This is a genomic window from Streptosporangium heterodermiicola, from assembly GCF_051390675.1.
Classification (GTDB): domain Bacteria; phylum Actinomycetota; class Actinomycetes; order Streptosporangiales; family Streptosporangiaceae; genus Streptosporangium.
The window spans coordinates 498891-519169 of sequence record NZ_JBPJSR010000002.1 but is presented as its reverse complement, the minus strand read 5'-3'; the positions used below and the strand labels follow the sequence as shown (position 1 = coordinate 519169).

At 72.5% G+C, this 20279-nt stretch carries 15 protein-coding genes; 11 read left to right on the top strand and 4 right to left on the bottom strand.

The annotated features are described in order from the left end of the window. Window positions 1-2 precede the first annotated feature (2 nt). From ACSC1Q_RS06060 to ACSC1Q_RS06040, 5 genes are read left to right on the top strand one after another with little or no spacing between them, the layout of a single operon-like run. The gene (locus tag ACSC1Q_RS06060; protein ID WP_436757653.1) at window positions 3-2120 is read left to right on the top strand and encodes a DegT/DnrJ/EryC1/StrS family aminotransferase; all 2118 of its coding nucleotides are present in this window, start codon (window positions 3-5) and stop codon (window positions 2118-2120) included. Further along, on the top strand, window positions 2117-3346 hold the full coding sequence (locus ACSC1Q_RS06055; protein WP_436757652.1) for a hypothetical protein: 1230 nt from the start codon (window positions 2117-2119) through the stop codon (window positions 3344-3346). Before ACSC1Q_RS06060 ends, ACSC1Q_RS06055 begins: the two co-directional genes overlap by 4 nt. Before the next feature lie 44 nt (window positions 3347-3390). Continuing rightward, window positions 3391-4461, top strand: coding sequence for a phenylacetate--CoA ligase family protein (locus ACSC1Q_RS06050; RefSeq protein ID WP_436757651.1), 1071 nt, complete (start codon window positions 3391-3393; stop codon window positions 4459-4461). Then, a complete protein-coding gene (locus ACSC1Q_RS06045; protein ID WP_436757650.1) occupies window positions 4461-5330 on the top strand; it encodes a phytanoyl-CoA dioxygenase family protein in 870 nt (289 codons plus the stop codon). Before ACSC1Q_RS06050 ends, ACSC1Q_RS06045 begins: the two co-directional genes overlap by 1 nt. Beyond that, the gene (locus ACSC1Q_RS06040) at window positions 5317-6669 is read left to right on the top strand and encodes an MFS transporter (RefSeq protein ID WP_436757649.1); all 1353 of its coding nucleotides are present in this window, start codon (window positions 5317-5319) and stop codon (window positions 6667-6669) included. The genes ACSC1Q_RS06045 and ACSC1Q_RS06040 overlap by 14 nt, the downstream gene beginning before the upstream one ends. Before the next feature lie 40 nt (window positions 6670-6709). Here the strand turns inward: ACSC1Q_RS06040 and ACSC1Q_RS06035 are convergent, their stop codons facing one another. Beyond that, a complete protein-coding gene (locus ACSC1Q_RS06035) occupies window positions 6710-7636 on the bottom strand; it encodes a class I SAM-dependent methyltransferase (protein WP_436757648.1) in 927 nt (308 codons plus the stop codon). A gap of 138 nt (window positions 7637-7774) precedes the next feature. Next, complete coding sequence (locus ACSC1Q_RS06030) at window positions 7775-8740, bottom strand: helix-turn-helix transcriptional regulator (RefSeq protein WP_436757647.1); 966 nt, start codon at window positions 8738-8740, stop codon at window positions 7775-7777. A gap of 316 nt (window positions 8741-9056) precedes the next feature. Here ACSC1Q_RS06030 and ACSC1Q_RS06025 point away from each other — a divergent pair, with 316 nt between their 5' ends. Continuing rightward, complete coding sequence (locus ACSC1Q_RS06025) at window positions 9057-10175, top strand: epoxide hydrolase family protein (RefSeq protein ID WP_436757646.1); 1119 nt, start codon at window positions 9057-9059, stop codon at window positions 10173-10175. 56 nt (window positions 10176-10231) lie between these two features. Here the strand turns inward: ACSC1Q_RS06025 and ACSC1Q_RS06020 are convergent, their stop codons facing one another. Continuing rightward, window positions 10232-11434, bottom strand: coding sequence for an ROK family transcriptional regulator (locus ACSC1Q_RS06020; protein ID WP_436757645.1), 1203 nt, complete (start codon window positions 11432-11434; stop codon window positions 10232-10234). Between the two features lie 159 nt (window positions 11435-11593). On the opposite strand from ACSC1Q_RS06020, the gene zwf reads away from it, so the two are divergent. From zwf to ACSC1Q_RS06005, 3 genes are all read left to right on the top strand, one after another. Then, window positions 11594-13069: a glucose-6-phosphate dehydrogenase gene (zwf, locus tag ACSC1Q_RS06015; RefSeq protein WP_436757644.1), complete on the top strand. Its 1476-nt coding sequence runs from the start codon at window positions 11594-11596 to the stop codon at window positions 13067-13069. Between the two features lie 68 nt (window positions 13070-13137). Next, on the top strand, window positions 13138-15033 hold the full coding sequence (edd, locus tag ACSC1Q_RS06010) for a phosphogluconate dehydratase (protein ID WP_436757643.1): 1896 nt from the start codon (window positions 13138-13140) through the stop codon (window positions 15031-15033). 196 nt (window positions 15034-15229) lie between these two features. Continuing rightward, a complete protein-coding gene (locus ACSC1Q_RS06005; protein WP_436757642.1) occupies window positions 15230-16186 on the top strand; it encodes a glucokinase in 957 nt (318 codons plus the stop codon). A 119-nt stretch (window positions 16187-16305) separates the two neighbouring features. Here ACSC1Q_RS06005 and ACSC1Q_RS06000 read toward each other — a convergent pair whose 3' ends face one another. Further along, on the bottom strand, window positions 16306-17412 hold the full coding sequence (locus ACSC1Q_RS06000; RefSeq protein WP_436757641.1) for an RNA-guided endonuclease InsQ/TnpB family protein: 1107 nt from the start codon (window positions 17410-17412) through the stop codon (window positions 16306-16308). Window positions 17413-17534: 122 nt separating this feature from the next. Here ACSC1Q_RS06000 and eda point away from each other — a divergent pair, with 122 nt between their 5' ends. Both eda and ACSC1Q_RS05990 read left to right on the top strand, forming a co-directional pair. Then, window positions 17535-18146, top strand: a complete 612-nt coding sequence (eda, locus tag ACSC1Q_RS05995) for a bifunctional 4-hydroxy-2-oxoglutarate aldolase/2-dehydro-3-deoxy-phosphogluconate aldolase (protein WP_436757640.1) — start codon at window positions 17535-17537, stop codon at window positions 18144-18146. Window positions 18147-18461: 315 nt separating this feature from the next. Then, window positions 18462-19721, top strand: a complete 1260-nt coding sequence (locus ACSC1Q_RS05990) for a TIGR03118 family protein (RefSeq protein ID WP_436757639.1) — start codon at window positions 18462-18464, stop codon at window positions 19719-19721. The last annotated feature ends 558 nt before the right edge of the window (window positions 19722-20279 follow it).

The window sequence follows — 20279 nt, the reverse complement described above, 5'->3', positions numbered from 1 at the left end:
CGTTGACGTCGATCGACCGGTTCCACCATCTCGGCCACTCCCCGGTCGATCCCGCCCCCGGCTCCCCCGCGCCGGACCAGGGCGTCCGCAACAACCAGGTGCGCCGGGCGGTGGCCCGGCTCGCCGCCACCCGGCGGGTGACCCTCCGCGTGCGCTCCACCCGCAGGCAGGAGGGCGGGGAGCCGAGGGTGGACCACCATCTCTTCGAGCACGAGGGGCGCCGCGAGCTGCGCGCGGTCATGCTGACCCCGCCGGGCCCGGGACCGTGGCCGGCCGTGCTGGTCTGCCCGGGGCGCAACGCGACCCTGGAACGGGTCACCGGGCTGCTGCCTCCCGACCATCCCGGCCGTGACGTCGCCGCGTACCTGACCGGGGCCGGTTTCCTCACGCTCACCCTCGACCACGGCCTCGACGGCTGGGCCGAGCCCGCCGCGCTGGGCGGGCGCGACCCGGGCGACGTGCTGGACGGCACGCTGCGGCTGCGCGGCGGGAGCCTCCTCGCGGCGCTGGCGGAGGACGCCGGGGCCGCGCTCGACTGGCTCCGCGCGCACCCGGACGTGGCACCCGGCCGGGTCGGCCTGTTCGGGCACAGCATGGGCGCGGCGGTGGCACTGCACGCCGCGCTGCTGCGGGAGGAGCCGCTCCCGCTGTGCGCCGCGAGCCACCTGGGCACGTACGAGACGATGATCGGCCGGTCGCTGGCCTGGAACCAGTACGTCGCCCTGCCGTCCATCCTGCGCCACGCCGACCTCCCCGACCTGTACGCGGCGCTGGCCCCGGCGCCCCTGCAGATCCAGTACGGCACGGCCGACGGGCGCCTCGATCCCGGCGACGCCAAGACCGCCGGCGAGCGGATCGTGAGCGGCCACGACACGGCCGAGATCCTGCCACTGCCCATGGGCCACGGCACCGGCCTGGCCGAGGCGGCGGACTTCTTCACCCGCTCCCTGACCTTCACCCCCTCCCTGCCCCTCACCGGTTCCCCGGCCGAACCCGCGGCCGGTATCCCGGACGTGCCCGCCGCCAAGGTGGGTTTCGACGTCCGGGCCCGCCTGGACATCCTGGACCTGGTCGACGACGCCCTCGCCTCCGGGGCGCTCACCCTCGGGCCGCGCGGCGCCCGGCTGGAGGCGCTCGCGAGCCGGGAGATCGGGCGCGGCACCGCGGCGGTCAGCTCGGGCTCCTCAGCCCTGGAGATCGCCCTGCGCGTCGTCGGGGTCGAGGGGCGCACCGTCCTGGTCCCGGCCAACACCTTCTTCGCGACCGCGGCCAGCGCCGTCCGCGCCGGTGCCCGGGTCGGCTTCGTCGACCTGGAACCGGACGGCCTCGGCATGGACCCCGAGGGGCTGCGCGCCGCCCTCGCCGCCCACGAGGACGTGGCGGCGGTCGTCCCCGTGCACATCGCCGGGGTCGTCGCCCCCTCGCTGGCCGAGGTGCTGGCCGAGTGCGACCGGCAGGGCGTCGCCGTCGTCGAGGACGCCGCCCACGCCCTCGGCTCCTCGCTGCACGGGCGCCAGGCGGGCACCTTCGGCCGGCTGGCCGCCTTCTCGCTCTACCCCACCAAGGTCATCACCAGCGGCGAGGGCGGCCTGCTCAGCGCGGACGGGGCCGACCTGAAGCGGATCACGCACCTGCGCGACCACGGCAAGCGGTCCTTCGAGGAGAACCTGCACGACGACCTCGGCAGCAACTGGCGCATGAGCGAGCTGCACGCGGCGGTGGGCCTCACCCATCTGGCCCGGCTGGCGGAGGTGCTGGCCGAACGCACGGAGCTGGCCGCCCGGTACGACGAGAGCCTGGCCGGCGTGCCTTCCCTGACCCGTCCCGCCTTGCCGGAGGGGTGCGCGTCGAACCACTACAAATACCTCGCCCTGCTCCCGGAGGGCGTCGACCGCGCGGCACTCAAACAGAGGCTCCGCGCCGAGGGGGTACGGCTCGCGGGCGAGGTGTACGACGTCCCGCTCCACCGCCAGCCCTACTTCGCCCGGCGCTTCGGCGACCTGTCCCTCCCGCGCGCCGAGGCGTTCGCCGCCCGCCACATCTGCCTGCCGCTCTTCCCCGGCATGACGGGCGCCCAGCAGGAGCGGGTCGTCCGCGCGCTGCGGGACGCGCTGTCATGACCGGCGAGACGGTCCTGCCGTTACTGCGCGCGGGACGGTGGTACCGGTCGATGGACACCGTGCCCGTCCCCGGCGGCCCGCTGCTCTCCCTGGCCCCGGAGATCATGGTCCGCGACGACGGTGCCCGCCTGCGGAAGCGCCGTGCCGCGACGGCCGTGCCGTCCCGCGCCCGGCGCCTGGAGCTGCTCCGCGAGGCCGTCGCGCTGTTCCGGCACGGCCGCGTACCCGTCGAGTCCCTCGGCGTCCAGGACGCCGACGGGTTCGCCGAGGCGATGCGCGCCACGGCGGGCCTTCCCCCCGCTCTCGTACGGCGCTGGTCGGGGATGCTCGCCGAGCGGCTGGAGGAGCTCGCGGCGGACACGCCCGATTCCGAGGGGCTCACCCTGGTCTCCCTGCCCGCCAACACCTTCACCTGCCTGGAGGGGGTGCTGGAGGCGGCGCTGTCCGGCGCGGCGGTCTGGATCCGCCCCAGCAGGCGCGAGCCGCTGTCGTCGGCCCGCCTGGTCGGGGCCCTGCTGAGCGTGGGCTGGCCGCCCGGGACGCTGGGCTACTACCCGAGCGCGCCCCGGACCCTGCCCGCGCTGATCCGGGCGACCGACCGGCAGATCGTCTACGGCGGCGACGGCCTGGCCGCCGGACCCGCCGCCGGCGCGCCGTCGCTGGATCTGCGCGGCCCCGGCCGGGCCTGCGTGGTCGTGGACGCGGGGAAACCGGTGGACCCCGAGGACCTCGCCGCCCGGATCGCGCGCGACGCGGGCCGCTTCTGCACCTGCGCGTGCACGGTGGTCTTCCTGCGGGAAGCCGAAACCCCGCGAGAGAACGAGACCTCGCGGGAGGCCCACGCCACGCGGGAGGCCGATGCCCGCAGGGTCGCGGAGGTGCTCGACGGCATCTCCCTCGACCCGCCGGACCCGCGCTGGCCGCAGGCGTCCTGGGCCGAGGCCGACGCCGCGCGGATGGCCGCGTTCGTCTCCGACCGGCTCGGTCCCGGCGGGCGCGTGCTCACCCGGCGGCCGCTCCTGGTCAGGTCGGGCGGGGCGACGTTCCTCGCGCCCACCCTCGTGCACGTCGAGGACGTCGGCCATCCGCTCGTCGGCTGCGAGCTGCCCTTCCCCCTCGCCGTCGCCGTCTCCACGGACGAGGCGGGAGCGCGCGGCGTCGCCGCCGGGTCCCGTTTCGTGCACCCGGCCCGCTTCGCGACCGTCCCCGAAGGAGTGTCGTCCTGAACCCGAGCAGTCATCTCCCACCTGGCGGCTCCCTGCTGGACGCCATGCGAGAGCGGATCCCCCCGATGCGCGAGTCCCTCGACGAGTGGACGGTGCGCATGATGAGCTGGCACTTCGGCGAGGAGAGCGGCTCGCCGTTCTGGCTGGCGCGCAGGAGCCGCCTGCCCTTCGACCCGATCCGCGACGTCAAGGACTACGCCTCCCTGCGCCTGTTCGGCCTGTTCGACAAGTCCGACCTGCGGGGGGTGAGCGCGCGCGACCTCGTGCCCCGGGGCTTCGCGGGGCGGCCGTTCCGCGTCGTGGAGACCGGCGGGACGTCCGGCCCGCCGTACCGGGTCGTGGACGTGACCCGCGCGATCTACGACGTGGGGATGTACCGCGTGATGCTGGAGGCGCGCGGCCTGCTCGGCGGCGACATCCTGGCCATGACGCCCAGCGGCCCGCACGCCTACGGGCACTTCGTCAAGCTGCTCGGCGACAGCTGGGGGGCGGCCGTCTTCTCGGTGGACTTCGACCCGCGCTGGGTCAAGCACCTGCTGCGCACCTCCCGGGGTCCCGGCGGCGCCGACGCCTACGTCGACCACCTCGTCGCGCAGACGGCGGACATCCTGCGGGACGAGCGGGTCACCCTGCTCTTCACGACCGCCAAGCTGCTCATGGCGCTCGCCCCGGCGCTGGACAAGCCCCTCGCGGAGTACGGCGTCCGCGCCGTGTGCACCGGCGGCACCTCCTGCTCGCCCGAGGAGGCGCGCTACCTCCGCGAGGAGTATCTGGACGGGGTCCAGTGGATCGACACCTACGGCAACACCCTCGCCGGACACGCCCTCCAGGGTGACGCCGCCTCTCCCGGCGAGTCGCACAGCTACCATCTGCCGCCACCCTTCGCGGTCATGCACGTCGTCCGGCCCGACGACGTGTGGCAGGAGGTCGCCGAGGGCGAGCGGGGCCGGATCAGGGTGGTGACCCTCCTGGAGGACCTCTTCCTGCCCAACCTGCTGGAGCGGGACAGCGCGGTGTCCGCCCCGCCGCACCCCTGGTTCCCGTGGCCCGGGGTGGCGCGGGTGGGCCCCTACGAGGCCGAGGACGCCGGCCAGATCACCGAAGGGGTCTACTGATGCCCGGAGACCGGCGAGCCGTCTCCTCCAACGGCGTGCCCGTGCCGTTCACCGACGAGCTGTTCACCCCGCTGCCCGACAGCAGCGCGCTGCTCGGCGACCCCGGCGCGCTGAGACGGCGGTTCCAGGACGACGGCCTGGTGCTGCTGCGGGGGTTCCTCGACCGCGAGACGGTTCTCGCCCTGCGCGGGGCGTACCTGTCGACGTTTCCCGAAGGCCTGCTCAAGCCCGGGTCCACCGCCCGGGAGGGCGTCTTCTCCGGCCGCCCGCCGGAGGGGCTGCCCTCGCACGGGGTGCGGGACCATCCGGCCTACGACTTCGTGCGGACGGAGCCGTTCGCCTCGTTCGTCCGGCAACCGGCCCTGGCGGAGCTGGCCGCGACCCTGCTCGGCGGTCCCGTCCGGCCGCTGCCCCGGAGCATCCTGCGTCATTTCTACGCGGGCTCGCTGCGTGCCTCCCGCGCCCACACCGACTACGCCTACATGTCCCAGGGCAGCGACCGCGTCCTGACGATGTGGGTCCCCGTCGGCGACTGCCCGATGGAGACCGGGGGCCTGGTCTACCTGGAGGGCTCGCACCGGGAGCCCGCCGAGCGGTTCGACGCGGTGCGGCTCGCGAGCGACCGGGCCGACGACTCCCGGCCGATCAGCCACGACCTCCGGCTGACGGCCCGCGCCGTCGGCCGGAGATGGCTGTGGAGCGACTACGAGGCGGGCGACCTGACCGTGCACAGCCCGTACGTGGTGCACGCCTCCCTCGACACCGTGACCGACGTCATGCGTGTCTCCGCCGACGTGCGGTTCATCCGCGAGGAGGACAAGATGGACCCCCGGTGGACGAAGGAGTGGGCCGGCGATGACGGCGCCTGAGAACACGGCCGGGCCCGCGTCCGGTGGGCTGCCCCCGGGGGAGACACCCGGCGCGGACTCCCCCTCGGACGAGCCGCCCGGGACGCCTCCCGGGGAGGTGCTGTCACGGGCCGCGGGCCGGACGCGCCTGGCCGCGATGTCCGCGTTCCTGATCGTCGGGCTCTCCTACGCCAGCTTCCTGATCAGGGTCCCCTCGCTGAAGGTCGAGCACGGCCTGTCCGCCGGGCAGCTCGGTCTCCTGCTCGTCGTCCCCTCCGTCTCGGCGCTGATCGCCATGCAGCTCGCCGGTGGCCTGGTGGCCAGGTACGGCAGCGCGCCGATCGCCCGGGTGACCGGGGTGGTGTTGCCGCTCTCCCTGGTCGGCCTCGCGCTGGCGAACGACCCGATCCAGCTCGCCGTCGCACTGGTGATCTTCGGTCTGGTCGACGGGCTCCTCGACGTCTCCATGAACGCCCATGCCATCGCGGTCGAGCGCGCCCACAAGCGGTCCGTGATGAACCGCTGCCACGCGGCCTGGAGCATCGGCGCGATGGCCGCCTCCGTGCTGGGCGGCCTCGCCATCCAGGCCGGGCTCTCCCCCATGACGCACTTCCTGTGGCTCGGCGTGGCCGTGGCCCTCCTCGCGCTGGTCACCGGGCTGTGGATGCTGCCGGCCTCGGCCGACCGGCACGTGAGCCAGGAGGGCGAGAAGAAGGTCCGCGTACGGTGGCGGGACGGCTGGACCCCCCGGGTGCTGATGTTCGGCGCGATGGGCGCGGTCATCCTGATCGTCGAGGGCGCGGTCGGCAACTGGAGCGGCGTCTTCCTCCTGGAGGATCGCGGCGCCACCCTCGCCGTGGCCTCGCTGGGCTACACGTTCTTCAACCTGTGCCAGACCGGCGGCCGCCTCGTCGGGGACCGCCTGCACGAGCGGTACGGCGCGCCCGCCCTGGTCAGGGTGAGCGGCGGCATCGCCCTCTGCGGCCTGCTGATGGTCGTGCTCAGCCCGGGCATCGCCGTCGCGATCGCGGGTTTCGCGGTGGTGGGGATCGGCCTGTCGGTGCTGCTCCCCCTCATCTTCAGCGCGGTGGGACACGGCGGCGCGGAAGGGCTCGGGGCGGCCGCGGCGCTGGCCAGGTTCACCACGCTGACCTACTCGGGGCTGCTGCTGGGACCCGTCCTGGTCGGCTGGTTCACCGAGCTCGTCGGCCTGGCCGCGACGTTCGGCGGGCTGCTCGTCCTGCTGGGGCTGGTGGTCCTCAACGCCCGCGCCACCGGCACGGCGGACCGGAACGAGGCCGCGCGGGAACCTCAGGGGTCCCGTACCGCAGCCCCCGGAGAACCCGGCGGGAGCGGCTGAGGGCCCGCGCCCCGCGGGGGCGTCCTTCCCCCGGCGGTGGTCAGTGTCGGCGGGCCGTGACGATCCAGGCACGCGAGCCGAAGTACACGCCGCCGCCGGTGTCGTGGGCGGCGAGGGTGGCTCGTAGCCGCGCGCGTGCCCGCTCGGCCGCCGCGGTGTCGAGACCGGCGAGCAGGTCTTCGTACTCCCGCAGGCGGAGCACGTTGTCGAAGGCGGTGGCGGTGTCCTGGCCGTAGAAGACGGGCTCGTGCACGTCGGTGAAGCCGACTCGCGTGAAGCCCGCCGCCGTCAGGATGCCTCGCGTGACGGCCGGATCGGCGAGTGAGAACGGGCCTGGACCGCCGGCGGGCGGGGTGGGCGCGGCCGTCGCGGCGGTGAGGCTCCGGCGGATCGCGGAGGCCCATTCGTTGCGGTCGCGATCCTGCCAGACCAGCAGCACGAGGCGCGCTCCGGGGCGCAGGGCGCGCCCGATGTTGGTGAACGCGGCGACCGGGTCGGCGAAGAACATCGTTCCGAACCTGCTGACGCAAAGGTCGAAACGCGCCGGCGGGAAGCGGTGGACCTGGGCGTCCGCCCGCAGGAAGGTGATGTTGGACAGTCCCTGCTCGTCACCGAGCCTGCGGGCCCGTTCGAGCATCGGCGCGGAGAGGTCGACGCCCACCACGCTTCCGTCGACGGCGGCGTGTGCGGCCTCGCGCGTGGACTGCCCGGCACCGCAGCCGATGTCGAGCACACGGTCGCGCGAGCCGACGCGGGCGGCGGCACGGAAGAGTTCGTTGTGCGGACGCAACTCCGCGTCGTAGTCGAACAGGCCGGGCAGCCCGGTCCCGCGCTGGCCCACGGCCGGCTCGGGGTCAGGCCGTGTCCGGACACCTCTCTGGTCGCACATCACCGTCACCGGTTCCTCTCGCTGTCGATTCGACATGGTGGTTCGAACTCCGGCCGGTACGACGGCGGCTGCTGTCATGCAGGCCACGATAGGAGCCGGAAGTCATCGCGAAAAGCGATTGTTTTCGATCGATTTGATCGCTCAAAGCGATGACTGGACGTATGCCGCGACCCCCGGGCGTTCCGTCCCGCCGGCGAGGCTTCGGCGGCACCTTGGTCATCCGGCAGGCGGGCCGAGCGCGTGGCCGATGCGCGCGTGCAGCGTCCTGAAGCGCTCGACGAGCTCGGCCGGTTCGTGGACCGTGAAGTCGAAGCCGAGCAGGGTCACGTGCAGGGCGAGCCCGTCGAGGGAGTCCGAGCCGACCCACAGGGTGCAGCTGCGCTCGTCGACCGCTTCGATCACCCCCGTCTCCGCCGACACCCGTTCGGCCACCCGTGCCGCCGGGGCGTACATGGTGAACCGCGCCCGGTGGCGGTACCGGCCGACGCCCACGGCCCAGGACGCGTACCCGCCGATGTCGTCGGCGGGCGGCTCGCGGGGGTCGAACCGGGGGCCGGCCGGGGCCCGGGGCCGCAGCCGGTCGACCCGGAAGGTCCGCCAGCCGGCCCGGTCGACGTCGTAGGCCACCAGGTACCAGCGGCGCCCGGCGTGGACGAGCCTGTGCGGCTCGACCGTGCGGGTGCTCTCGGTGCCGTCGTGACTGCGGTAGTCCATGCGCAGCCGCCGGTGGTCGCGGCAGGCCCCGGCGATCGTGGTCAGCGTCTCGGCCGAGACGACCGCGCCCGGCCGGTGCTCGGCCACGATGGCCGCGTCCAGCGTCGAGACCCGGTATCGCAGCCGGGGAGGCAGGATCTGTTCCAGTTTCGCCAGGACCCGCACCGACGTCTCCTCGATCCCGGCCACCGTGGCCCCGGCCGCGGTGCGCAACCCCACCGCGACCGCGACGGCCTCCTCGTCGTCGAGCAGCAGCGGCGGCATGGCGGCCCCGGCCCCCAGCCGGTATCCGCCGACGTTCCCGATCGTGGCGTGCACCGGGTAGCCGAGCTCGCGCAGCCGGTCGACGTCACGGCGCACGGTGCGCACCGTCACCCCGAGCCGGTCGGCCAGCTGCGGGCCGGTCCAGTCACGGCGCTGCTGGAACAACGACAACAGCCGGAGCAACCGGGCGGACGTTTCGAGCATGCCCCCATTGTGCGTCGCAACGAGGACAGTGGCTGACCTCCTTGGCTGACATGCTCGTCTCAGCGATCGCCGCTCACCGCGGCGGGCGCCGGACGGCGTGGTGTCGGCGGGTCCTTCGCCAGGAACATCGGTCACGGGCCTTCATCCGGGCTCGCGACCGGGCCCCGCGAGGCGAACACGCCCGGCGAGGGCACCTGCCCGGCGCACGCGGCCGGGCGCCTCGTACCGACAGATTCATGCTGACAAATTCGTACCGACAGATTCGTGCAGACAGATTCGTGCCGACAGGTTCGTGCCGACAAAGAGGAGTCGTGTGTTGAACAGCGAGATCAAGCCGTTCCAGGTCCACATCCCGCAGTCAGAGCTGGACGATCTGCGGCGGCGCCTGTCCGCCGTCCGCTGGCCCGGCCAGATCCCGGACGTCGGCTGGAGCCGTGGCGTGCCGGTGGATCACCTGAGGGAGCTGACCGAGTACTGGACCACGGCATACGACTGGCGCGCGACGGAGAAGCGGCTCAACCGGCACCCGCAGTTCACCACCCGGATCGACGGGCTGGACCTGCACTTCCTGCACGTCCGCTCACCCCACCCGCGGGCGTTCCCGCTGATCCTCTCGCACGGCTGGCCCGGGTCGATCACGGAGTTCCTGGGGGTGATCGAGCCGCTGACCGACCCCGGCGACCCGGCCGACGCCTTCCACCTCGTGATCCCCTCGCACCCGAACTTCGGGTTCACCGGACCGGCCTCGGCGGGCTGGGACGCGCGCCGCATCGCCACCGCCTACGCCGAGCTGATGGCCAGGCTCGGCTACGACAGGTACGGGGCACAGGGCGGCGACTTCGGCGCGATCATCGCGCCCGACCTCGGGCGGGTGGCCCCCGAACGCGTCGCCGGCGTGCACGTCAACGCGGCCACCGTCGGGTTCATCCCGCTCGGCGACGTGCCCGCGGACACGGTGCTCACCGACGCCGAGCGGGTCAGGCTCGACCGGATGAACCGGTTCCTCTCCGACGGCAACGGCTACTTCCAGATCCAGGCCACCCGCCCGCACACGCTCGGCTTCGGCCTGGCCGACTCCCCGGCCGGCCAGCTCGCCTGGATCGGCGAGAAGTTCCACGACTGGGCCCACCCCGCGGGCTCGATCGGAGCCGATGACGTCATCACCCACGCGATGATCTACTGGCTGACCAACACCGGCACGTCCTCGGCGCAGCTGTACTACGAGTCCATGCACACCGGCAACTGGCCCACGCCTTCCCAGGTGCCCACCGGCGTGGCCAACTTCGCCGAGGACATCGCGATCCGTTCCTTCGCCGAACCGCTCAACAACATCACCCGCTGGACCGAGTACGACCGCGGCGGGCACTTCGCCGCGCTTGAGGTCCCCGACGTGTTCGTGGACGAGGTGCGCGCCTTCTTCCGCACCGTTCGCTGAGCATCCGGCGGGGAGACTCCGCGGAGCCCGCGCCGCGACGTACCCGGAAGCCCGGGTCAGGCGAGGGAGCGGACGGAGCGGAGCGGCTGCCAGCCCGCGGAGTCGACGGCCTCGGGCGACAGGATGTTGTCCAGGACCATGTGGGCGCAGCCGATGATCCCGGCGCTCGGGCCGAGCCGGCTGCGCTCGATGCGCAGGTTGCGGGTGGCCAGGGCCGTCGAGCGGCGGTGGATGACCTCGCGCACCCCGGAGACCATCGGCTGGAAGGTCTCCGCGACGTCGCCGCCGAGGACCACCACCGAGGGGTTGAGCAGGTTGACCGCGCTGGCGACGACCTCGCCGAGCATCCGGGCGGCGTTGCGCACCACGATCATGGTCTCCGCGTCCCCGGCCCTGACCAGGGTCACCACGTCGGCCAGGGTCTTGACGTCGTGCCCCAGGTCGCGGAGCCTGCGCAGGATCGCGGTGCCGCTGGCGATGGAGTCGACGCAGTCGATGTTGCCGCAGCGGCAGAGGACACCTCCGCCGTCGCGGACCGGGATGTGCCCGATCTCCCCCGCCGCGCCCAGCGCCCCCCGCAGGATCTCGCCCCCGGCGATCACCCCGGAGCCGATCCGGGTGGAGACCTTGATGAACAGCAGGTCGTCGGCCTCGCCCGCGTAGATCTCGCGGTGCTCGCCGATCGCGATGACGTTCACGTCATTGTCGAGGAAGACGGGGACGGGGAAGCGCTCGGCGATGATCGGCGGGATGGCCACGCCGGTCCAGCTGGCCATGATCCGGGCGCTCTCGGTGCGGCCGGCCGCGAACTCCACCGTGGCGGGGACCCCCAGGCCGACCCCGCGGATCAGGGAGGCGGGCCGGTCGCCCAGCAGGTCGCTCCAGGTCTGCATGACCAGGGGCAGGACGACGTCCGGCCCCTCCTCCACGTCCACGGACAGGGCGGCGCTGGCCAGCACCTGGCCCGCGAGGTCGCAGACGGCGACCTGCGCGCGGCTCGCGCCCAGGGAGCCGACCAGGACGACCCCGCCCGAGGCGTTGAAGACCAGCCGGGTGGGCGGGCGGCCTCCGGTGGAGGGGCCCTCGCTGTCCTCGACGACGAGGCGCCGGTCCAGCAGCTCGGTGACGCGCAGGGAGACCGCGGGTCTGGACAGGCCGGTGACACGCCCTATGTCCGCGCGGGTGACGGCCTCGCCGGAGCGGATGAGGCGCAGCACCTCACCGCTGGTGGCCAGCGCGGCAGCGGGACGTCGAGGCATCCGCCAAGTGAATCACACCCACTTAGGAAATGAAAACTTCCCACTTTCTCATCTCGAATTACAAAACTCCGCTTGTGTAGAGCGCAAGATCTAGCTACTGTCCGATCTATACCTAATTAGATAGATCACTACTGGCAGATCACCACGGAGCGCCGCCGCATGTCTGAGACCCCGCAACCCGCCGACCTCATCGTCTTCGGCGGCACAGGCGACCTCTCCATGCGGAAGCTCCTGCCCGCGCTCTACCACGCCGACCGCGACGGGCGTCTCGCCCCCGAGACCCGCGTGATCGCGATGTCCCGCGGCGGGCTCGACGACGCCGACTTCCGCGGCAAGGTGGACGCCGAGGTACGCGGCTCGGTGCCGGTGGACGACCTCGGCACCTGGCAGCGCTTCCTCGGCCGCCTGCACCACGTCACCGTCGACATCGGCGGCCAGGACCCGGCCGGGTGGGCGAGGCTCGCCGGGATGCTCGGCGGGCACGAGCACCGCGACCGGGTGTTCTACCTGGCCAGCCCGCCCATGACGTTCGGCCCGTTCTGCAGGCAGGCGCACCGCGCCGGCCTGGTCACCCCCGCCTCGCGGGTGGTGCTGGAGAAGCCCCTCGGCCGCGACCTGTCCAGCGCGCTGCGCATCAACGACGAGGTCGGCGCCATCTTCGAGGAGCGGCAGATCTACCGCATCGACCACTACCTCGGCAAGGAGACGGTCCAGAACCTCCTCGTGCTCCGGTTCGCCAACGCGTTCCTGGAGCCGATCTGGAACTCACTCTGGATCGACCACGTCCAGATCACCGTCGCCGAGACCGTGGGCACCCCCGGCCGCCGCGGCTACTACGACCACGCGGGCGCGCTGCGCGACATGGTGCAGAACCACCTGCTCCAGCTGCTGTGCCTGGTGGCGATGGAGCCGCCGTCGCGCAACGACCGCGAGTCGATCCGCGACGAGAAGGTCAAGGTCCTCCAGTCGCTGCGGCCCGTCACCGGCGGCGAGGTGGACCGTTTCACCGTGCGCGGCCAGTACACGGCGGGCGAGTCCGGCGGCGTCCGGGTGCCCGGCTACCTCGACGAGCCCGACAACACCGCGCCCACCGAGAACTCCCGCCGGGTGGAGACCTTCGCCGCGATCCGCGCCGAGGTGAAGAACTGGCGCTGGGCCGGGGTGCCGTTCTACCTGCGTACGGGCAAGCGCATGCCGAACCGCTGCTCGGAGATCGTGGTGCGGTTCAAGGACGTGCCCCACTCGATCTTCCCCGGCAGCACGCCCAACCGGCTGGTGCTGCGGCTGCAGCCGAGCGAGGGCATCCGGCTGAACATCATGGCCAAGGAGCCGGGCGCGGGCGAGGTGGCGCTCAAGCCGGTCCCTTTGAGCCTCAGCTTCGCCGAGACCTTCACCGGCCGGGTGCCCGAGGCCTACGAGCGGCTGCTCATGGACGTCCTCACCGGCAACCCGACCCTGTTCATGCGGCGCGACGAGGTCGAGGCCGCCTGGCGGTGGATCGATCCGATCCTCGCCGAGTGGGACTCCCAGGGCACCCCGCCCGAGCCGTACCCGGCGGGCAGCGCGGGCCCCGCGGCCGCCCACGAACTCGTCGGCCGCAGCGGCCGCGTCTGGCACGAGGAGGGGCAGGCGTGAGCGCGCGAGCCGGGCACCCGCACCCGAACGACCGAGAGAACCACGCCGACCACGACCGAGGAGGCCGGATGCATCCCGTGATCCAGGAGGTGACCGACCGTCTGGTCGAGCGCAGCCGTCCCAGCCGCACCGCGTACCTGAGGCGCTTGCACGCCGAGGCCGAGGCGGCCCGCCTGCGCGGACCCGCGAGGGCGAGCCTCGGCTGCGCCAACCTCGCGCACGGCTTCGCCGCCGTGGGCGAGAGCGACAAGCGGGACCTGCGCGCCAACGTCAAGCCGGGCGTGGCGATCGTGTCGAGCTACAACGACATGCTGTCGGCGCACCAGCCGTACGAGGCCTACCCGGCGATCCTCAAGGCGGCCGTCAGGAAGGCGGGCGGCGTCGCGCAGTTCGCCGGGGGCGTGCCCGCGATGTGCGACGGCGTCACCCAGGGCCGGGCGGGCATGGAGCTGTCGCTCTACAGCCGCGAGGTCATCGCGATGGCCACCGCGATCGCGCTCTCGCACGACATGTTCGACGCCTCCCTCATGCTCGGCGTCTGCGACAAGATCGTTCCAGGCCTGCTGATCGGGGCGCTGCACTTCGGCCACCTGCCCGCGATCTTCGTCCCCGCCGGGCCGATGACCTCCGGCCTGCCCAACAAGGTCAAGGCCCGCACCCGGCAGCTGTTCGCCGAGGGCAAGGTCGGCAAGGAGGAGCTGCTCGACGCCGAGGCGAAGTCGTACCACTCCCCCGGCACCTGCACCTTCTACGGCACCGCGAACTCCAACCAGGTCATGATCGAGGTCATGGGCCTGCACCTGCCCGGCTCGACGTTCGTCAACCCGCGCACCGAGCTGCGCGAGGCCCTGACGAAGGCGGCGGGCAGGCGGGCGGTCGAGCTGACCGCGCACGGCCCCGAGTACACCCCCGTCGGCGAGGTCGTCGACGAGAAGGCGATCGTCAACGCCTGCGTGGCACTGCTCGCGACCGGCGGCTCGACCAACCACACCATGCACATCGTCGCCATCGCCGCGGCGGCCGGCATCGAGCTCCTCTGGGACGACCTGGCCGCGCTGTCGAAGGCCGTGCCGCTGCTGACCCGCATGTACCCCAACGGCCAGGCCGACGTGAACCACTTCCAGGCCGCGGGCGGCATGCAGGTGCTCATCGGCGACCTGCTGGACGCCGGGCTGCTGCACGGCGACGTGCTGACGGTCGCCGGGCACGGGCTGGACCACTACCGCTCGGCCGCCGAGCTGAAGGAGGGCGAGCTGGTCTGGGAGGAGCGCGCCGAGGGCAGCACCGACCTCGACGTGCTGCGCCCGGTCTCCGACGCGTTCTCCTCCGACGGCGGCATCCACATGCTCGACGGCAACCTGGGGCGCGCGGTCAGCAAGGTCTCCGCCGTCAAGGACGAGCACCTGGTCATCGAGGCCCCGGCCAAGGTCTTCGACGACCAGCTGGAGCTGCTGCGCGCCTTCGACGCGGGAGAGCTGGACGGGCAGGACTTCGTGGCGGTCATCCGCTACCAGGGGCCGAGCGCGAACGGCATGCCCGAGCTGCACAAGCTCACCCCGCCGATGGCGGTGCTGCTGGACAGGGGCCAGCGGGTCGCGATCGTCACCGACGGCCGCATGTCCGGCGCGTCCGGCAAGGTCCCCGCCGCCATCCACCTGTCGCCCGAGGCCGCCGACGGCGGCCCCATCGCGCTGGTGCGGGACGGCGACCCGATCCGCCTCGACGCCGCCGCCGGGACCCTGGAGCTGCTGGTCCCCGCCGGGGAGCTGGCCGCCAGGCCCGTCCAGGGCGCGCCGCTCACCGACGCCCAGTGGGTGGGCACCGGCCGCGAGCTGTTCGGCGCCTTCCGCCGCGCGGCGGGCCCGGCCGAGCGCGGCGCGGGCGTCTTCGCCCTGAACGGCCACGCCGAGGCCGTCGCGAACGGCACCCGCCCGGCGACCGCCCAGAGCGGAATCCGTGCGTGAGGGAACACACCGTCACCGTCTCCCTCTCGCTCGCACACCCCGGATTCGCACGGTCCACATCCGTACGACCTCCGTCCGCACGCCTCGCGGGCGCGCGGCTCGCGGGAGTCGCGCGGGCCGTACGGCGCGTGGAGGTCGTACGGCATGTGAACCTCGGGTGGCCCGTCAGGGCCGCACGACCCGCGAAGGAGACCCCGTGAGCCTTCCCTGGCTCGTCGCCGACATCGGCGGCACCAACGCCCGGTTCGGGCTGGTCACCGAGCCCGGTGGACAGCCCGAGGCGGTGGCCGTGCTCGCGGGCGCGGAACACGATGGCCTACCCGAAGCCGTAGCCGCCTATATCGCAGATCATGCGGGCGGAGTTCAGCCGGGAGCCGCGTGCGTCGCGATCGCGGGGCCCGTGGAGGGCGACCGCTACCGGCTCACCAACGCCGGGTGGACGGGGTCGGTACGCGACCTGGGCATCCCGAACGCCTGGCTGCTCAACGACTTCGAGGCCCTGGCCGCGTCCCTGCCGCACCTGCGGGGCGACGACCTGGTCTCCCTGGGCGGCCCCGAGCCCTCGCGCGGCGTCAAGGCCGTGCTCGGACCCGGGACCGGTCTCGGCGTGGGCGGCCTGGTGCCCGCCGCCGAGGGCTGGGTGCCGATCCCCGGGGAGGGAGGGCACGTCACCGCGCCCGTCCTCGACCGGCGGGACCACGAGATCGTCCGGGCGCTGCGCGCGGACGGCCTGGAGCACGTGGTGGCCGAGCATCTGCTGTCGGGGCCGGGACTGTCGCGCCTGCACCGGGGACTCGCGCTCGTCCACGGGACGGACGCGCCCAGGCTGTCCGCCTCCGACATCGTGGCCCGGATGGACGACTCGCTGTGCGCGGAGACCGTCGAGGTCTTCTGCGCCATGCTCGGCACCTTCGCCGGGAACGTCGCCCTCACCCTCGGCGCGCGGGGCGGTGTCTACCTGGGTGGCGGCGTGCTGCCGCGTATCGTGGACCGGGTCCGCTCCAGCGACTTCCGACGTCGCTTCGAGGCCACCCCGACCCTGAACGACTACCTTTCCGGCATCGCCACGGCGCTGATCGTGGCCCCCCAGCCCGCCCTGACCGGCGCGGCGGCCTGGCTGAACCAGCGCCTGTCCAACCTGGAGTTCGTTTGACATCCTCCCCACGGCCAAAGCCGGGGGACTCCACCCCTCACGGGTTGGGTTTCCTGCTTCACCGGGCTGCGCCTTCCCCGCTTTCGCGGATCGGGTCCTACCAGCCCTCCACAGGCGTTTCACCTCTCCGCCAGCCCGGCGGCGAGGATGTTCTTCGCGGCGTTCACATCCCGGTCATGGGACGCACCGCAGGCACACATCCAGTCCCGGACGCGCAGGGGCATGGACCGCTGGATCGTGCCGCACACCGAGCACAGCTTCGACGATGGGAACCAGCGATCCACGACCAGGAGTTCCCGCCCATACCACTGCGCTTTGTACTCCAGCATGGACCGCATCTCCCGCCACGAGGCGTCCGAGATCGCGCGGGCCAGGCCGCGATTCTTCACCATGGTGCGGACGGTGAGGTCTTCGATCACGACCGTTTGGTTCTCACGGACGAGACGAGTGGTGACCTTGTGCAGATGATCACGGCGACGGTCGGTGATGCGGGCGTGAACACGGGCGAGCGCGAGCCTGGCTTTCCCCCGGTTCGCCGAATCCTTCTCCTTGCGGGCGAGGTTGCGCTGAGCCTTGGCGAGCTTGCGGCGGTCGGCCCGCTCATGCCGAAGGTTGACGATCTTCTCTCCGGTGGAGAGCGTCGCCAACGCCGTGATACCCATGTCCACCCCGACCGTGTTGGCTGTCGGAGGGAGCGGGGAGATACGGTCCTCGCACAGGATCGACACGAACCAACGCCCCGCCGCGTCCTTCGACACCGTCACCGTGGACGGGTTCGCGTCCTCGGGCAGGGGGCGCGACCATACGACGTTCAGCGGGCCGTCCATCTTCGCCAGGGTGAGCCGGCCGTCCCGGTAGGGGAACGCCGAGCGGGTGTACTCGGCGCTGAGCCGGGACTTCTTGCGGGACTTGAATGTCGGGTACTTCGCACGCTTGGCGAAGAAGTTCGCGAACGCCGCCTGCGGGTGCCGCAGCGTCTGCTGCAGCGGCACCGACGACACCTCGTTCAGAAACGCCAGCTTGTCGGTGCGCTTCCACTCCGTCGGCTCCGCCGAGGACTCCACGTAGGAGATACTGCGGCCTTCGAGGGTGCAGGCGCGACTGCGCTCTTCCAGCGCCTTGTTGTACACCAGGCGGACGCGGCCGAACGTCCGGGCGAGCTTTTCAGCCTGCTCGGGGGTCGGGTGAAGGCGGAATTTGAAAGCCCGCTTCACGATCTGCGCCACGCCTCACGTTCTGCCGCACGATCGGTTAAGCGCGCATGGGTATTCGATTCCCGACCACGCGGCACCGTGCCTCGTTTCCTCCCCCGGGTTAAAGCCCAGGGTCTCCACACTGGAGGTATCCGATGAGTCTGCTCGACATCGCCCCGGTCGTCCCGGTCGTCGTGATCGACGATCCGGAGACCGCGGTCCCCCTGGCCCGCGCCCTGGTCGCGGGCGGTCTGCCGGTCATCGAGGTGACCCTCCGCACCGCCGCCGCCCTGGACGCCATCGCGCGCATCGCCGCCGAGGTCCCGGAGGCGGTGATCGGCGCGGGCACCGTCCGCACCCCGGCCGACGTGGCGGCCTCCGTGGCGGCCGGTTCCAAGTTCCTGGTCAGCCCGGGGACCACCCCGGTCCTGGTCGACGCCATGGAGGTGAGCGGGGTGCCGTTCCTGCCCGGCGTGGCGACCGCGTCGGAGGTCATGGCACTCGCCGACCGCGGGGTGACCGAGATGAAGTTCTTCCCCGCCGAGGCCGCCGGCGGCCTGCCGTACCTGAAGGCGCTCGGCGGCCCGCTGCCGCAGGTCAGGTTCTGCCCGACGGGCGGAATCAAGCTCGCGACGGCCCCCGACTACCTCGCGCTGCCGAACGTCGGCTGCGTGGGCGGGACCTGGCTCACCCCGGCCGACGCGCTCGCCACCGGCGACTACGCCAGGATCGAGAAACTGGCCACCGAGGCGGCCGCCCTCCGCTGACCCTCCCCGCTCGCGGAACCCTCGCGAGACCCTTGCAGGACCTTCGCAGGACCCTCACGGGCCCTTCGCGGGACCTGGAGAGACCCCGCGGGCGCGCTTTCTCCTCCCTTGGCGCGCGCCGCGGCCATGAGTCGCCGTGACCCGGTGTGACGCTCATGGGATCCGGCCCGTGACCGCCCCACAAGGCGGTCACGGGCCGCCCTTTTCTGCCCCTCCGGCTCCTCCCAGGTCCCGGCCGTTCAAACCGGACTGAACCGCGCACGGACCCCACGCGTATCTCGCGGCGAAAGGCACTCCCTCACAGAGGAGCCATGAATGCGAGTACGCATCGTCACGATCTGCGCCACGGTCCTGGTCATGGGCGTCGCCGGTACGGCGTCCGCCGGGACCCACCAGGCGCAGGCCGGAGCGAAACAGACCAAGGCCGGCAGCGGCCCGGAGAAAGCCGGCGGGCAGACCCTGCGGAACCATTTCGCGGTCACCAACCTGGTCTCGGACGTCAGCGGCCGGGCCGCGGTCACCGACCCCACGCTGGTCAACCCGTGGGGCCTGGCCATGGGCAAGACCCTGTGGGTCTCGGCCGCGGGCACCGGCCTGGCCACCGTCTACTCCGGCGGCGCGGGCAACGTGAAGCAGGAGAAGACTCAGGTACGCGTCCCCGGCGGCAGGCCCACCGGGCAGGTCGTCAACAAGGGCGAGGAGTTCGTCGTCAAGGGTCCCGGCGGTGCCGGACCTGCGACGTTCATCTTCGCCAGCCCCAGCGGGGCGATCACCGGCTGGAACGCCGAGGCCGACCCGGACGACGCGATCATCAGCGCGTTCGTCAAGGGCGCCGACTTCAAGGGCCTGGCCCTGGCCGAGACGAACCGGGGGGCGATGCTGCTCGCCGCCGACTTCGCCCACAACAAGGTCCACATCTTCGACGGCGACTTCGACCGGATCTCGTTCGGCCGCCGCGCGTTCAGGGACCCCGGCATGCCGGAGGACTACGCGCCGTTCAACGTGGAGGTCGTGGGCAACTCCATCCTCGTCGCGTACGCCAAGCGCGACCCCGAGACCGGCAAGTCGGTGGCCGGGCAGGGCAAGGGGTTCGTCAGCCAGTTCAGCGGCTCGGGCCGGTTCGTCGGCCGATTCGCCGCGCGCGGGGCCCTCAACGCGCCCTGGGCGATGACGCTGGCTCCGAAGGGCTTCGGCGCCCACTCCGGGGCCCTTTTGGTCGGCAACTTCGGCGACGGCCGGATCAACGCCTACAACCCGCGCAACGGCCGCCCGCTCGGCCCGCTGCGTTCCGCCGACGGCAAGGCCATCACCCTGGGCGGCCTGTGGGACCTGGAGCCCGGTACCGAGGCCGTGGGCGGCACGAACGCCCTGTGGTTCAGCGCGGGCAGCGACGGCGGCACGCACGGCCTGCTCGGCCTGATCCGGCCCTCGGGGGCGGCCACCTCGAACTCCCCCACGGGCGGCGCCTCCCCCTCGCCCTCCGCCTCGCACCCGAGTTCCCACAACTCCGGGTCCAACAACTCCAATTCCAACAGTTCCAACAGTTCTAACAACTCCAACGGCTACGGCTACTGAACTCGTCCGTAGTGCTCCGATGTTCGCGCCGGAGGTGATGCGGACTCTCCCTGATAGCGGACCCTCGTAGCAGGTCCTTGTAGCAGGTCCTTGTAGCGGGCCCTCGTAGCGGGGCAGGAGGCGCCGGTTCGCCCTCACCGCGGATTGGCGCCCGGTAAGGCACTCGCGCCGGATACCGCCGGACGGGCGGGAACGGAGCTCGTAAGGGCTCGTAAGGGCTCGAAAGCCCGCGGAGACCCGGTAAGACCACCATCCCGGTGGCTCAGGTCGGTGAAGCGGGAAGCCACAGAGGTGCCGCGAGAGCGGCACAGGCCGCGTCCTCGGCGTTCGTACCGGGGAGCGGGTCAAAACCACTGACGGACCACCGTCGGGCACCAGTGCCCGGGGTTTCTTCCGGCTGCGCCGGCACCCCCACACCAGCGGACCGCGAGACCGAGCCGACAGGCCGGCCCACGCGGACCGCCGGAGGGGTGCCGGCGCCGCGGCACGTCCGGACCGGTGAGCGGGAACCGAGGACCGGTTGGGCGAGGGTCGATGGCCGAGGGCCGGCGACCGAGA